At 70.1% G+C, this 13,109-nt stretch carries 10 protein-coding genes; 4 read left to right on the top strand and 6 right to left on the bottom strand.

Going from position 1 to position 13,109, the window contains the following annotated elements; all coding sequences use genetic code 11:
* Positions 1 to 4: 4 nt before the first annotated feature.
* The 4 genes from ACIPSA_RS13755 to purU are packed head-to-tail and all read left to right on the top strand — an operon-like array spanning position 5 to position 4,652.
* Entirely contained in the window at positions 5 to 340 is a 336-nt protein-coding gene (locus ACIPSA_RS13755; protein WP_402633220.1) for a sarcosine oxidase subunit delta, read from the top strand.
* Entirely contained in the window at positions 337 to 3,207 is a 2,871-nt protein-coding gene (locus ACIPSA_RS13750; protein WP_402633217.1) for a 2Fe-2S iron-sulfur cluster-binding protein, read from the top strand. The genes ACIPSA_RS13755 and ACIPSA_RS13750 overlap by 4 nt, the downstream gene beginning before the upstream one ends.
* Positions 3,197 to 3,787 carry a sarcosine oxidase subunit gamma gene (locus ACIPSA_RS13745; RefSeq protein WP_402633214.1) on the top strand — a complete coding sequence of 197 codons (591 nt, stop codon included), beginning with the start codon at positions 3,197 to 3,199 and terminating at the stop codon, positions 3,785 to 3,787. The genes ACIPSA_RS13750 and ACIPSA_RS13745 overlap by 11 nt, the downstream gene beginning before the upstream one ends.
* Before the next feature lie 10 nt (positions 3,788 to 3,797).
* Positions 3,798 to 4,652 carry a formyltetrahydrofolate deformylase gene (gene purU, locus ACIPSA_RS13740; protein ID WP_402633211.1) on the top strand — a complete coding sequence of 285 codons (855 nt, stop codon included), beginning with the start codon at positions 3,798 to 3,800 and terminating at the stop codon, positions 4,650 to 4,652.
* A gap of 274 nt (positions 4,653 to 4,926) precedes the next feature.
* Here the strand turns inward: purU and ACIPSA_RS13735 are convergent, their stop codons facing one another.
* The 6 genes from ACIPSA_RS13735 to ACIPSA_RS13710 all read right to left on the bottom strand — a co-directional run bounded on the left by ACIPSA_RS13735 (position 4,927) and on the right by ACIPSA_RS13710 (position 13,108).
* Positions 4,927 to 7,104 (bottom strand): discoidin domain-containing protein, encoded by a 2,178-nt coding sequence (locus ACIPSA_RS13735; RefSeq protein WP_402633208.1) that lies wholly within the window; start codon positions 7,102 to 7,104, stop codon positions 4,927 to 4,929.
* 55 nt (positions 7,105 to 7,159) lie between these two features.
* Positions 7,160 to 8,776 (bottom strand): glycoside hydrolase family 13 protein, encoded by a 1,617-nt coding sequence (locus ACIPSA_RS13730; RefSeq protein WP_402633205.1) that lies wholly within the window; start codon positions 8,774 to 8,776, stop codon positions 7,160 to 7,162.
* Positions 8,777 to 8,815: 39 nt separating this feature from the next.
* Positions 8,816 to 9,691 (bottom strand): carbohydrate ABC transporter permease, encoded by an 876-nt coding sequence (locus ACIPSA_RS13725; protein WP_402633201.1) that lies wholly within the window; start codon positions 9,689 to 9,691, stop codon positions 8,816 to 8,818.
* Entirely contained in the window at positions 9,688 to 10,641 is a 954-nt protein-coding gene (locus ACIPSA_RS13720; protein ID WP_402633198.1) for a carbohydrate ABC transporter permease, read from the bottom strand. The genes ACIPSA_RS13725 and ACIPSA_RS13720 overlap by 4 nt, the downstream gene beginning before the upstream one ends.
* A 5-nt stretch (positions 10,642 to 10,646) precedes the next feature.
* Positions 10,647 to 11,999, bottom strand: a complete 1,353-nt coding sequence (locus ACIPSA_RS13715; protein ID WP_402633195.1) for an ABC transporter substrate-binding protein — start codon at positions 11,997 to 11,999, stop codon at positions 10,647 to 10,649.
* Positions 12,000 to 12,109: 110 nt separating this feature from the next.
* Positions 12,110 to 13,108 (bottom strand): LacI family DNA-binding transcriptional regulator, encoded by a 999-nt coding sequence (locus ACIPSA_RS13710; RefSeq protein ID WP_402633192.1) that lies wholly within the window; start codon positions 13,106 to 13,108, stop codon positions 12,110 to 12,112.
* Position 13,109 lies beyond the last annotated feature (1 nt).

Here is a 13,109-nt window from a genome sequence, read left to right as displayed (position 1 = left end):
CGACATGCAGCTCATAGCCTGCCCCTGGTGCGGTGAGCGCGAGGAAATCGAGTTCCACTACGGCGGTCAGGCGCACATCGCCTACCCCGACGATCCCTACGCGCTCGACGACGAGCAGTGGGCCCAGTACGTCTTCTTCCGCGACAACCCCAAGGGCCCGTTCGCCGAACGGTGGGTGCACTCGGCCGGCTGCCGGCGCTGGTTCAACGCCGTGCGCGACACCGTCACCCACGAGTTCCTCGCCGTCTACGAGACCGGTGCCGAGCGCCCTTCCATCCCGCCGAGCACCGCACCCGCCGTACCGCAGACGCGGGCGAGGGGCCAGGAGGCCACCCGATGAACACCCCGTTCCGCGCCCCCGGCCACGGTCACGTCGACCGCGACACCACCCTTTCCTTCACCTTCGACGGCATCGCCTGCACCGGGCACCCCGGCGACACCCTCTCCTCGGCCCTGCTGGCCAACGGCGTGCACCACGTGGCCAACAGCATCAAGTACGGCCGCCCGCGCGGTGTCCTGGCCGCCGGAGCCGAAGAGCCCAACGCGCTCGTCCAGATCGAGGCCCCCTTCCCCGAGCCCATGCTCACGGCCACCACGGTGGAGCTGTACGACGGTCTGGTCGCCCGGGGTCTGTCCGGCCAGGGCAGGCTGGCCGGCGAGCCGGACACCGCCCGCTACGACACCATGCACGCCCACTGCGACCTCCTGGTCGTCGGGGCGGGCCCGGCGGGACTGACCACCGCACTGGCAGCCGCCCGTGCCGGAGCCCGAGTGATCCTCGTAGACGAACTCCCGCGGCCGGGCGGGTCGTTGCTCGGCAGCCGGGAACTGATCGACGGCGCGCCGGCTCTCACGTGGGTCGACGAGGTCCTCACCGAACTCGCCGACAACCCCGACGTACGGATCCTCTCGCGCACCACCGCCTTCGGCCACTACGACGACGGACTCGTCCTGGCCCTGGAGAAGCGCACCGACCACCTCGGTGCCGCGGCGCCCGCCCATGTCTCCCGGCAGCGGATCTGGCGGATCCGCGCCCGGCAGGTCGTGTACGCCACCGGCGCCTACGAGCGTCCGGTCGCCTTCGACAACAACGACCGCCCCGGGATCATGCTGGCCGGCTCGGCCCGCACCTACCTCAACCGCTTCGGCGTCCTGCCCGGGCAGCGGGCCGTCGTCTTCACCACGAACGACAGCGCCTACCCGGCCGCCCTCGAACTGGCCGACGCGGGCGTGCGGATCGCCGCGGTGGTCGACGCACGCGAGGAGGTGCCGGAGCACTGGCGCGCCGCCTGCGCAGAACGCGGCATCGGCATCCGCGCGGGCCATGTCGTCACCGGCACCAGCGGCATCGAGCACGTGACCCGTGCCCATGTCGCCCCCTTCGACCAGGGAAACCTCGGCGAGCGGCAGGGCGTCGACTGCGATCTGCTGCTGGTCTCCGGCGGCTGGAACCCCGCGGTGGCCCTGTTCAGCCAGGCCCGCGGCACCCTGCGCTACGACGCGGGAATCGGCGCCTTCGTCCCCGCCGACGCGCCCGGCAACGTCCGTACGGCAGGGGCGGCCGGCGGTACGTTCACTCTCTCCGGCTGTCTCGCCGACGGCGTGGACGCCGCCTGGCAGGCGCTGTCGGCCCTCGGCAGGACCGGTCGGATGATCGCCCTGCCGTCGACCGCCCCGCTCCCGGACGGAGCGCCGACGCGGGTGCTCTGGCGGGTGCCGAGCCCCCAGGACGGTCACGACGGGCAGGAAGGCGCGTCGCAGTTCGTCGACCTCCAGCGCGACGCGACCGTCTCCGACGTACTGCGGGCGACCGGGGCGGGCCTGCGGTCGGTGGAGCACGTCAAGCGGTACACCACCATCGGCACCGCCCACGACCAGGGCCGTACCTCGGGCGTGATGACCTCGGGCATCGTCGCCGAGGCCCTCGGGGTGGACGTCGCCGACCTCGGCACCACCCGCTTCCGGCCGCCCGCCGTGCCGGTCTCCTTCGCCGCCCTCGCGGGCCGCAACCGCGGCGAGCTCTTCGACCCGGTCCGGGTGACCGCGATCCACCCCTGGCACGTCGAGCACGGCGCCCTGTTCGAGAACGTCGGCCAGTGGAAGCGCCCCTGGTACTACCCGCGGGCCGGGGAGACCATGGAGGAGGCCGTACTGCGCGAGTGCCGGGCCGCCCGTACCGGCGTGGCGATGATGGACGGCTCCACGCTCGGCAAGATCAATGTGCAGGGCCCGGACGCCGGCGTACTGCTGGACCGGCTGTACACGAACCTGATGAGCACCCTCAAGGCGGGCCGGGTCCGCTACGGCGTGATGTGCGGCGCGGACGGCATGGCCATCGACGACGGCACCGTGATCCGGGTGGCCGAGCAGGAGTTCCTGCTGACCACGACCACCGGCAACGCGGCCAAGATCCTCGAATGGATGGAGGAGTGGCTGCAGACGGAGTGGCCCGACCTGCGGGTGCACCTCACCTCCGTCACCGAGCACTGGGTGACGATCCCCCTGGTCGGCCCCCGCTCCCGGGACGTACTGGCCCTGGTGGCCCCGGGCCTGGACGTGAGCAACGACGCCTTCCCCTTCATGTCCTGGCAGGACACCACCGTCGCCGGGGTGGCGGCGCGGGTGTGCCGGATCAGCTTCTCCGGTGAGCTCGCCTACGAGATCAACGTGCCCGCCTGGTACGGCATCACGGTGTGGGAAGCCCTCCACGCGGCCGGCAGCGGGTTCGGCCTCACGACGTACGGCACCGAGACGATGCACGTGCTGCGCGCCGAGAAGGCCTACCCGATCATCGGGCAGGACACCGACGGCACCATCACCCCGCAGGACCTGGGCATGTCGTGGGTCGTGTCGAAGAAGAAGCCGGACTTCGTCGGCAAGCGGTCCTTCACCCGCGCGGAGAACCGGCGCGAGGACCGCAAGCAACTGGTGGGCCTGCTGCCGGCCGACGAGCACGTGCTGCTCCCCGAAGGCGCCCAGATCATCGCCACCAGCGACATCCCGGCACCCCCGGTACCCATGCTGGGCCACGTCACCTCCAGCTACCGCAGCGACGCCCTCCAGCGGACGTTCGCCCTGGCCCTGGTGCGCTCGGGAACCCGGCGCATCGGCGAGACCCTCTACGTCCCGCTGGACGGCCGGACCGTCCCGGTGACCGTGACCGACCCCGTGCTCTTCGACAAGGAGGGAGCTCGCCGTGACGGTTGAGACACCCACTCGCTTCAGCCCGCTCTCCGAGTGGCAGGACAAGTTCGCGCAGCTGCCGACCGGACTGCACGTGCGGGAACTGCCCCACCTGACCCAGCTCACCCTGCGGGTGCAGCCCGGCAGCGCCGCGGCGAAGGCCGTCGAGTCCTGCCTGGACATCACCCTGCCGGGCCCCCTGCGCGCCGAGTTGTCGGACGACGTCAAGGTCCTGTGGATGGGCCCGGACGAATGGCTGCTGGTCGCTTCGGACGGCCGGCAGGACGACCTCCTCGCACGGCTGCGCTCGGCCATCGGTGACGAGTTCGCCACCGTCACCGACGTCTCGGCGCAGCGCACCACGCTGGCCCTGTCCGGACACCTCGTGCGCGAGGTGCTGGCCCAGGGCTGCGCCGTCGACCTGGATCCGCGGGTGACTCCCGTCGGCTCCTGCCTGACCACGCTGCTGGCACAGGCACCGGTCACCCTCGTGGTGCGAGGTGAACGAGGAGAAGGGACCTCCGGTGTCTGGCTGCTCGTCCGCTCCTCGTTCGCCTCGTACCTGGCCGCCTGGCTGGTCGACGCCTGCACGGAATACCGCTGAGGAGCCTCGTATGGAGAACGAGTTCATCCTCACCCTCAGCTGCCCCGAGCGCCCCGGCATCCTGCACGCCGTGACGTCGTTCCTGCTCGGGCACGGCTGCGACATCACCGAGCACCAGCAGTTCGACGACGCCGACCACGGAATCGTGTTCCTGCGCACGAGTTTCGCCGCCCCCGGCACCGAGGTCACCCTGGACCGGCTGCGGGACACGTTCGCGCCCGTGGCCGCCGAGTTCGGGATGGACTGGCAGCTCAGGAACGCCGCGCTCAAGCCGCGGGTGCTGGTAATGGTGTCCAGATTCGACCACTGCCTGGCCGACCTGCTCTACCGGTGGCGCAGCGGCGCCCTGGACGCCGAGATCGTCCTGGTGGCCTCCAACCATCCCGACCTGGAGCCGCTGGCGACGGCCGAGGGCGTGCCGTTCGAGCACGTCCCCGTCACGGCCGGCACCAAGCCGCAGGCGGAAGCCCGGCTGCTCGCTCTGGTCGAGGAACACCACATCGACCTCGTCGTCCTCGCCCGCTACATGCAGGTGCTCTCCGACGACCTGTGCAAGCGGCTCGAAGGCAGGGCCATCAACATCCACCACTCCTTCCTGCCGAGCTTCGCCGGAGCCAAGCCGTACCACCAGGCCCACCGCCGCGGGGTGAAGCTCGTCGGCGCGACCGCCCACTACGTCACCGCCGATCTGGACGAGGGACCGATCATCGAGCAGGAGATCATCCGGGTCGACCACCGGGCCGGTGCCGACCGACTCGTCACCGTCGGCCGCGACGCCGAACGCCTGGCACTGGCCCGCGCCGTCAACTGGCACTGCCAGGGCCGCGTCCTGATCCACGGCAACCGGACCGTGGTCTTCAGCTGACCCCGACGCCCCGTCCCTCGGGGCTTCGCGAACGGCCGCAGGCATACGCACGAGGAAGGCGACCGGGCGGGCACGGCTCGCTCCGCCCGGTACTTCCGGCATTCCCGCCGGTGTCACGGACTCGGCGCCGCACCGCCGCGTCCGGCTGCCGGGTCGGCCGGAGGCAGGTGGCCGGCCCGGGCGAGAGTACACATCCGGGACCCGCGCTTCGCCGGTCCGCGGACCCATGTGTACGAGCAGATCCAGGCGGCGAAGCGCGGGGTCCCGCAGGACGTCACGAAGACAGGTACGCCTCCACCTCACCGAACTGGGCCGCGGGCCAGCCGTTGTTGGCGGTGACGTTCAGCCGCAGGTAGCGCAGGTTCGTGCCGGACGGCAGGGACACGGTCACGGTGTTGCCGGTCGCCGGGTCGAAGCGGTAGTCCCGCGAGGCGAGCACCGTCGAGTACGCCGAGCCGTCCGCGCTGCCCAGCACCGACATGGTCTGGGTACGGGCCTGCCAGACCGACGGCGGCGGCAGCTTCAGCACGAGTCGACGGACCGCGTAGGAGGAGCCGAGGTCGACCGTCCAGGACTGCGGGAAGGCGTTGTTGGCGGACTCCCAGTAGCTGTAGGCGTCGCCGTCCACCGCCTTGCCCGGCGTGTAGACGTCCTGCGAGCCGGTGGCGGTGGCCGGCCGGCCCTTGGCGAGGTTGCGGTTCGGGTCGGGGTCCGGGTTGCCCTGGCCGGGCTGGGGCCAGGTGGAGCAGTCCGACCAGGTGCTGCTCCAGCCGGAGTTGCCGCCGCCGTCGGTGAGCGTGAAGGAGCCCGAGTTCGCCGGGTAGGGGCAGTTGTAGATGCCCGCGGCGCCGACTCGGGTGGCGGTGACGTTGCGGAAGGCGGCGGCGCCCTGGGCCTCGGCCTGGACCACGACCGTCCCCGTGTTCTGCACGGTCGCTCCGGTCACGTTGACGTTGCGGACCGGATACCCCTGTCCGCCGCCGGAGACGAACTCGAAGGCGCTGTACGGGCTGTCGTTGATCGTCGTGTTGGTGATGTTGACGGTCGCGTTGATCGCGCTGTCGTAGGAGTCGACGCGCAGGGCGCCCATCGGATGGTTCCAGTTGGGGTTGATCGCGCCGGCGCGGACGAGGGTGTTGCCGTCGACCGTGATCGTGCCCGCGAGCGGGTTGAAGGGGTCGAGGAACTTCTGGTTGGAGATCGCGATACCGCTGCCGAGGGCGTTGGTGTCGGAGACCAGGTTGTTCCTCACCGTGATGTCGGTGCCGCCGTAGACGGCGATGCCGTTGGCGAGGTTGGGCTGCGAGATCGTGTTGTTCTCGAAGCTGGAGTTCGTGTCCGGCGAGTACAGCGACCACATGGCGAGCGCGTCGTCGCCCTGGTTGCGCAGGAAGTTGTTGCTGACGCGGACGCCCCGGGCGGTGCCGTTGAGGTTGAGGCCGTCGGCGGTGGTGTCGAGGATGCGGTTGTTCTCCACCACCAGGTTGTCGTTGTTGCCCATCAGCCACAGCCCGACCTTCATGTGCTGGATCCACATGCCGGAGACGGACGAGTTCGGGCCGAGGGAGCCGTTGACGAAGTTGTCCGGGCTGGAGTCGACGCGCTCGGTGACCTCGCCGATCACCGCGAAGTCCTTGATGTGCACGTTGCCGGAGGAGCCGGACTGGTCGATGAACCGCGAGGTGTGCATGACCGAGTACCAGCTGCCCGCACCCTGCAGGGTCACGTTCTGCACACCGCCCAGCGAGGAGGTGACGCGGTAGTCGCCCGGCGGGATCCACACCACCCCGCCCTGGGCCGCCGCGATGGCGTCCCGGAAGGCCTGGGTGGAGTCGCCGCTGCCGCTGGGGTCGGCGCCCTTGGAGACGACGGACACCGATCCGGCGGGCTGGGTGGCGGCCGCCGCGACCTGCTCGAAGTCCGCGACGTCGAGAGAGACTTGCGTGCCCGTCGACTCGAAGGCGATCTTGTCGCCCGCCTGGACGTTCTGCCCCAGCAGCAGCCGGGCGTTGTCGAAGAAGTGGTGGGTCTTCGCACCCGGGATCCAGCCGGTGTCGATGTAGGAGTACTTGGAGGTCACCGGGAGCGTCTTGGCGATCTTGGTGCCGTTGACGTACACGTTGAGCGAACCGGACTGACCGTCCGGGACGCTGTATGCAACATTCACGGCATTGGATGCACGCGGCACGGTGAACTCCACCCGCTGCCCGGAGGTCAGCCGTACGGCCTGCCGCCCGGAGGCCTCCGAGGCCAGGGTGCCCTGCGTGTAGTCGGGACCGATCTTCGTGCCGGTGGTGCTCGCCGACTCGGCCTCGACGGAGGTGAAGGGGAGTGTGGCACCCGAGGCCGCGTGGGCGGCGGGGGCCACGGCGACGAGCATGCCGGCGCCGAGGGCGACGACCGCCCCCACTGCTGACATGCGCCTGACATGTCTGGCGGTGCTGTTGTACATGTGCCGATCCCTTCGTTGTGGGGGTACGTGGGACAGCAAGAGGTGCGGATGCGGCTCAGGCGAGCAGCCAGGCCGCCGTGTCCTGCGGCAGCCGGCCCGCATCGTCCAGCGGGCCGCTGCCGAGCAGGAGCCGGGAGTGCGCGGGCAGTTCGGAGGGCACGGCGGCGAGGTTCACCACACAGATCACGCCCTGCGCGCGGGAGAAGGCGAGCACACCCTCGGGGGCGGGCAGCCAGGCCAGGGGGCCGTCACCGAAGACCGGGCGGGTGGCGATGGCCTTGCGGTAGAGGCTCAGCATGGAGTAGGCGTTCTGCTGCTGACGGTCGACCGCATACGATGTCCAGTCGGCCGGCTGCGGCAGCCACGGCTCCTCGCGCGAACCGAATCCCGCATACGGCGCGTCGGCCACCCACGGCAGCGGCACCCGGCAGCCGTCACGGCCCGGGTCGACACCATGCGATCGGAAGTACATCGGATCCTGTATGCGGTCGACCGGGATCTCGGCCTCCGGCAGCCCCAGTTCCTCCCCCTGATACAGGTACACCGCCCCGGGCAGCGCCAGCGACAGCAGCGCGGCCGCCCGTGCCCGGCGGGCGCCGAGCGCCAGGTCCGTCGGGGTGCCGAAGGCCTTGGTGGCGAAGTCGAAGCCGGTGTCCTCACGGCCGTAACGGGTGACCGTACGCGTCACGTCGTGGTTGCACAGCACCCAGGTGGCCGGGGCTCCGACGGGGGCGTGCTCGGCGAGGGTGCTGTCGATGGCGGCGCGCAGCCGTCCGGCGTCCCAGGGGCAGGACAGGAAGGAGAAGTTGAAGGCGGTGTGGAGTTCGTCGGGGCGCAGGTAGCGGGCGAAGCGTTCCGGGTCGGGAAGCCAGACCTCGCCGACGAACACGCCGTCGTAGGCGTCGGCGACGGCCCGCCAGGAGCGGTAGATGTCGTGGAGTTCGTCGCGGTCGACGAACGGGTGCGGCTCGGGTCGCGTGGCCAGGTCGGGCAGCTCCGGGTCCTTGGCGAGCAGGGCCGCCGAGTCGATGCGGACGCCGGCGACACCGCGTTCGAACCAGAAGCCCAGGATGTCCTCGTGCTCCTGACGGACGGCCGGGTGGGCCCAGTTGAGGTCTGGCTGCTCGGGGGTGAACAGGTGCAGGTACCAGTCGCCGTCGGGCAGGCGGGTCCACACCGGTTCGGTGGATCCGACGAACTGGGACGGCCAGTCGTTGGGCGGGAGTTCGCCGTCGGCCCCGCGTCCGGGCCGGAAGTGGAACAGCTCGCGCTCGGGGCTGCCGGGCCCGGCGGCGAGGGCCGCCCGGAACCAGGGGTGCTGGTCGGAGACGTGGTTGGGCACGATGTCGACGATGGTGCGGATGCCCAGCTCGCGCGCCTCGGAGATGAGTTTCTCGGCCTCGGCGAGGGTGCCGAAGGCCGGGTCGACGGCACGGTAGTCGGCGACGTCGTAGCCGCCGTCCTTCATGGGCGAGAGGTACCAGGGGTTGAACCACAGGGCGTCCACGCCGAGTTCGGCGAGATACGGCAGTCGCGCGCGGACTCCCGCGAGGTCCCCGGTGCCGTCGCCGTCGCCGTCCGCGAAGCTGCGGACGTACACCTGGTAGATGACGGCCGAACGCCACCAGTCGCGGTCGGTCCGGGCGGTGCGGGCAGGGGTGGGCTGTCCCACGGTGCGGGCCTTTCTGTGTCGGGTGGTTTCGGGGCCGGTTCAGCCCTTGGTGCTGCCCGCGCTGATCCCGGCGATGATGTGCCGCTGGAAGACGAGGAACAGCGCCACCATCGGGATGCTGGCGATCACCATCGCGGCGATGAGCACGGTGAGCTGGATGTTCTGCGACAGCTGGACCAGGGCCACGCTGATCGGCTGCTTGCCGGTGTCGGAGAAGATCATCAGCGGCCACAGGAAGTCCTGCCACACCGCGACCAGGGCGAAGATCGAGACGACGCCGAGCACTGGCCGGGACATGGGCAGGACGACCGACCACAGGATGCGCAGCCTGCCCGCGCCGTCGATCTCGGCGGCCTCCAGGACGTCGCGCGGCAGCTGGTCGAAGAACCGCTTCAGCAGGTACAGGTTGAAGGCGTTGGCGACGGCCGGCAGCCAGATGCCGAGCGGGTCGTTGAGCAGGCTGGTGTGGATCAGCGGGAGGTCGGCGGCGGTCAGGTACTTGGGGACGACCAGCGCCTGGGCCGGGACCATCAGGGTGGCGAGGATGCCGCCGAGGATCACCTTGCCGAAGGCGGGTTTCAGCCTGGACAGGGCGTAGGCGGCGGCCGTGCAGAACACCAGCTGGAACGCCCAGGCGCCGGCCGCCTGCACCACCGTGTTCCACAGGTGCTGCGGCAGCTGCATCAGGTCCCAGGCGTCGGTGTAGCCGCTGGTGTGCCAGTGGTTCGGGATCAGCGTCGGCGGGGTCCGGGCGACCTCGTCCGGGGACTTCATCGCGCCGGTCACCATCCAGTAGACCGGGAAGAGGAAGGCGAGAGCGAAGAGCAGGACGACGCCGGTGAACACGCTCCAGTAGAGGACTTTGCCGCGGGGCCGGGCGAGCGTGGCCGGGGAGATCAGGGTCCGGGTGCTCATGCGTCCCCCTCGGAGCGGGTGAGCCGCAGGTAGACGGCGGAGAAGGCGCCGAGCAGGACGAGGAGCATCACGCTGAGCGCGCAGGCACCGCCGAAGTCGTTGTAGAGGAAGGCGTACTTGTAGATGAGGTAGAGGACGGTGACCGTGGCGTTCTCCGGTCCCCCGCCGGTGATGACGAAGGGTTCGGTGAACACCTGCATGGTGGCGATGATCTGAAGGAGCATCAGCATCAGGATGACGAACCGGGTCTGCGGGACCGTCACGTGCCGGATGCGCTGGAGCAGGTTCGCGCCGTCGAGTTCGGCGGCCTCGTACAGCTCGCCGGGGATGGACTGCAGGGCGGCCAGGTAGATGAGGACGGTGCCGCCCATGTTGGCCCAGGTCGCCACGATCACCAGGGAGACCAGTGCGGTGTCGGCGCCGTTGGACCAGTTCGAGGTGGGCAGGTGCCAAAAGCGCAGCGCCTCGTTGGCGAGGCCGGCTCCGGGGTCGTAGAACCACTTCCACAGCAGGGCGCTGACCACGGGCGGGATCATCACCGGCAGGTAGACGACGACCCGGAAGAAGGCCTTCGCGTGCCGCAGTTCGTTGAGGACGAGGGCGAGGACGAAGGGGACGGCGAAGCCGATCAGCAGGGCCAGCAGGGTGAAGGTGAGGGTGTTGCGCCAGGCCGCGGTGAACTCGGGGTCGTGCCAGACGCGCGTGAAGTTGGCGGTGCCGACCCATTCGGGCGGGGATCCGGGCGTGTACTTCTGGAAGGCGATGACGACCGCGCGGATCGCCGGGTACCAGGAGAACAGGGCGAAGCAGATCAGGCCGCCGAGGAGGAACCCGTAGGCGCGGGCCTGGTCGGCCAGGCGGCGCCGCCCCCGGTCCCCTGCCGGGGGCGGCGCCTGGACCGGGTGGACGGCGGCCTCCTCGACCGGGCGCCGCTCGGCCGTCTTCGTCATGGCGGTCAGCTCCGGGCCAGAATGCTGTCGACCTTGCCGGACGCGTCCTTCAGGAGCTGGTCGATGTCCGCGTCCTTCTTGGTGAGGACGGCGGAGACGACGCCGTCGAGGACGGAGTAGATCTGCTGGGCGTCCGGCGGCTCGATCTTCATCTGGAGCTGCTGGTTGCCGTCGAGGAAGGCCTGGTAGTTCTCCACCGGGACATTGGCGTTGGCCTTCTTGACCTGCTGGTCCTTGGCGTCGGCGGCGCCGGTGAACAGGCGCGGCTCGGGCAGGCCCACGGGCGCGTCCTGCTTCTTGGCGCGGGCGTAGTCGCCGAGGAAGCCGGATCCGGGGGTGAGGAACATGTGGTCGAGCCACTTCAGGCCGGCCCGGATCTGGGCGGGCGTGTCCTTCTTGCTGAACATGTAGCCGTCGCCGCCGATGAGGGTGCCCTTGCCGCCGGGCATGGGGGCGAGGGCGAGGTCCTTGTAGTTGCCGCCCTTCTCCTTGACCAGGATCGGGATGTTGTCCGGGGCGGAGAGGTACATGCCGAGTTTGCCGGCGCCCATCATCTGCTGGACGTCGTTGATGATGAGGAGCTGCTTGCTGCCCATCGAGTTGTCCGTCCAGCGCATGTCGTGCAGGTTCTGCAGGACGGCGTGGCCCTCGGGGGTGTCGATGGTCGCCTTCTTGCCGTCCGGCCCGACGACATCGCCGCCCTGCGAGTAGAGCTCGGCGGTGAAGTGCCAGCCGCCCTGGTTCTGCGCGCTGTAGTCGGCGTATCCGACGGTGCCGTTGCCGAGGGCGGCGATCTTCTTGGCGTCGGCGCGGACCTCGTCCCAGGTCGCCGGGGGCTTGTCGGGGTCGAGGCCGGCCTTCTCGAAGAGTGTGCGGTTGTAGATCAACCCCATGCTGTATCCAGTACGCGGTATGCCGTAGACCTTTCCGTCCACGGTGTAGATGTCCCGCAGCTGCTTCTGGATGGTGTCGTAGCTCTTCAGGTCCTTGAGGTACGGCGTGAGATCGGCCGCCTGGTTGATGCCGACGACATGCCGGGCGTCGGTGAAGTACGTGTAGAAGACGTCCTCCATCTGCCCGCCGGCGAGCTTGGCGTCGAAGGTCTTCGGGTCCTGGCAGGGGAAGGCGTCGTGCGCGACGACGTCGATGTCCGGGTTCTGCTTCTCGAAGGAGGCGATGTCCTCCTCGAAGAACTGCCGGTCGACCTTGGCGCTCTTGGGCGGCTCGCAGTTGACCGTGATGCGGGTCTTGCCGCTCGCCGCGTCGTCGTCGCCCGACCCGCAGGCGGACGCGGCGAGGGCGAGGGAGGAACAGACGCCGATCGCGGCGAGGGAACGGCGGAACCCGGTGCTTCTCATCGGTGGACCCCTCAAGGCAGGAGCGGTGGGCGCCGCACACTCAAGCACCGCCGACACCTGTCCGCAAGATGTCGCGCAGAATCTGTAATTATTCGACAGGGGATTGGATCTCAGGGACGGGGGGCTTGCGCGGTCGAGCCCCGCACCACCAGTTCCGGCTCGAACAGCAGCTCCTCGGCCGCTACGACGGTGCCTCCGATCCGGGTGTTCAGCAGTTCCACGGCCGCCCTGCCCATGGCCTCGATGGGCTGGCGGACGGTGGTGAGCGGGGGCTCGGTGCAGTTCATGAACGCGGAGTCGTCGTAGCCGACGACGGAGATCTGCGAGGGGACGCCGAGTCCCTTGCGCCGGGCGGCCCTGATCGCACCGAGCGCGAGCGGGTCGCTCGCGCAGATGATGCCCGTGACGCCCCGGTCGATCAGCCGCGAGGCCGCCGCGTGACCGCCCTCGATGGAGAACATGGCCCGCGCGACGAACTCCTCGGGCAGCTCCCCTGCGATCGCCCGGGCCGCGGCCAGCTTCCGCGCGGACGGCACGTGGTCGCCGGGACCCAGCACGAGCCCGATGCGCTCGTGGCCGAGCGAGGCCAGGTGCCGCCAGGCCTGCTCCACCGCCACCGCGTCGTCACAGGACACGCCGGGGAAGCCGAGGTGCCCGATGGACGCGTTGACCAGCACCACCGGGATGTTGCGGTCGGCGAGCAGCCGGTAGTGGTCGTGCGGCGCGTCGGCCTGGGCGTACAGGCCGCCGGCGAAGACGACGCCGGAGACCTGTTGTTGCAGCAGCAGCGCCACGTAGTCCGCCTCGGAGACCCCGCCCTTGGTCTGGGTGCACAGCACCGGGGTGAGCCCGAGCTGGGCCAGCGCGCCGCCGATCACCTCGGCGAACGCCGGGAAGATGGGGTTCTGCAGCTCGGGCAGCACGAGGCCCACGAGCCGGGCGCGTTCACCGCGCAGCTGCGTGGGCCGTTCGTAGCCGAGGACGTCGAGAGCGGACAGCACCGCCTGCCGGGTGGCTTCGGAGACTCCGGGCTTGCCGTTGAGCACCCGGCTGACCGTGGCCTCACTGACCCCGACCTTCTTCGCCACTTCCGCAAGTCGTCGCGTCATG

The sequence above is a fragment of the Streptomyces sp. NPDC086549 genome, from assembly GCF_044746205.1.
Lineage (GTDB): Bacteria > Actinomycetota > Actinomycetes > Streptomycetales > Streptomycetaceae > Streptomyces.
The sequence above is the reverse complement of the archived record's forward strand: the minus strand, read 5'-3'. Positions and strand labels throughout refer to the sequence as shown.

Excerpts from the sequence above, each read along its gene's own strand:
- ACIPSA_RS13755 (WP_402633220.1), top strand. The coding sequence starts at position 5 with ATGCAGCTCATAGCCTGCCCCTGGTGCGGTGAGCGCGAGGAAATCGAG.
- ACIPSA_RS13750 (WP_402633217.1), top strand. The coding sequence starts at position 337 with ATGAACACCCCGTTCCGCGCCCCCGGCCACGGTCACGTCGACCGCGAC.
- purU (WP_402633211.1), top strand. The coding sequence starts at position 3,798 with ATGGAGAACGAGTTCATCCTCACCCTCAGCTGCCCCGAGCGCCCCGGC.
- ACIPSA_RS13735 (WP_402633208.1), bottom strand. The coding sequence starts at position 7,104 with ATGTACAACAGCACCGCCAGACATGTCAGGCGCATGTCAGCAGTGGGG.
- ACIPSA_RS13725 (WP_402633201.1), bottom strand. The coding sequence starts at position 9,691 with ATGAGCACCCGGACCCTGATCTCCCCGGCCACGCTCGCCCGGCCCCGC.
- ACIPSA_RS13720 (WP_402633198.1), bottom strand. The coding sequence starts at position 10,641 with ATGACGAAGACGGCCGAGCGGCGCCCGGTCGAGGAGGCCGCCGTCCAC.
- ACIPSA_RS13715 (WP_402633195.1), bottom strand. The coding sequence starts at position 11,999 with ATGAGAAGCACCGGGTTCCGCCGTTCCCTCGCCGCGATCGGCGTCTGT.
- ACIPSA_RS13710 (WP_402633192.1), bottom strand. The coding sequence starts at position 13,108 with ATGACGCGACGACTTGCGGAAGTGGCGAAGAAGGTCGGGGTCAGTGAG.